Annotated in this window: 1 rRNA gene; it reads left to right on the forward strand. The window is 58.0% G+C overall.

Going from position 1 to position 697, the window contains the following annotated elements:
• A 23S ribosomal RNA gene (locus ON41_RS40155) occupies nt 1-697 on the forward strand; the annotation flags it as partial.

Below are 697 nucleotides of genomic sequence, written 5' to 3' on the forward strand. Positions count from 1 at the left end.
GTCCAACATCAACATCGCCTTCGGGCCAGTGGTTGGGCTGGGTAGGGGAGCGTCCTGCAGCCAGGGAAGCGCCGGAGTGATCCAGGTGTGGAGGCTGTGGGAGTGAGAATGCAGGCATGAGTAGCGAAAGACGAGTGAGAAACTCGTCCGCCGGATGACCAAGGGTTCCTGGGCCAGGTTAATCCGCCCAGGGTGAGTCGGGACCTAAGGCGAGGCCGACAGGCGTAGTCGATGGACAACGGGTTGATATTCCCGTACCCGTGTATCCGCGCCCAATGGCGAATCAACTGTGCTAACCGTCCTGAACTGGCGGGATCTCCTTCGGGAGACCCAAGAGGGATGCACGGGATCCTGGTTGTAGTAGTCAAGCGATGGGGTGACGCAGGAAGGTAGCTGGGCCCGGTGGTGGATTACCGGGTGTAAGCCTGTAGGGCGTCTGGTAGGCAAATCCGCCAGACATGTGCCTGAGAGGTGATGCGTAGCCGTTTGAGGTGAATTCAGTGATCCTATGCTGCCGAGAAAAGCCTCTAGTGAGTTGGTACACGGCCCGTACCCCAAACCGACACAGGTGGTCAGGTAGAGAATACTAAGGCGATCGAGATAACTGTGGTGAAGGAACTCGGCAAAATACCTCCGTAACTTCGGGAGAAGGAGGGCCATTTCTGGTGACGGGATTTACTCCCTGAGCTGGCGGTGG

Origin of the sequence: Nocardia transvalensis NBRC 15921 (genome assembly GCF_000308875.1) — a bacterium.
GTDB lineage: Bacteria > Actinomycetota > Actinomycetes > Mycobacteriales > Mycobacteriaceae > Nocardia > Nocardia transvalensis.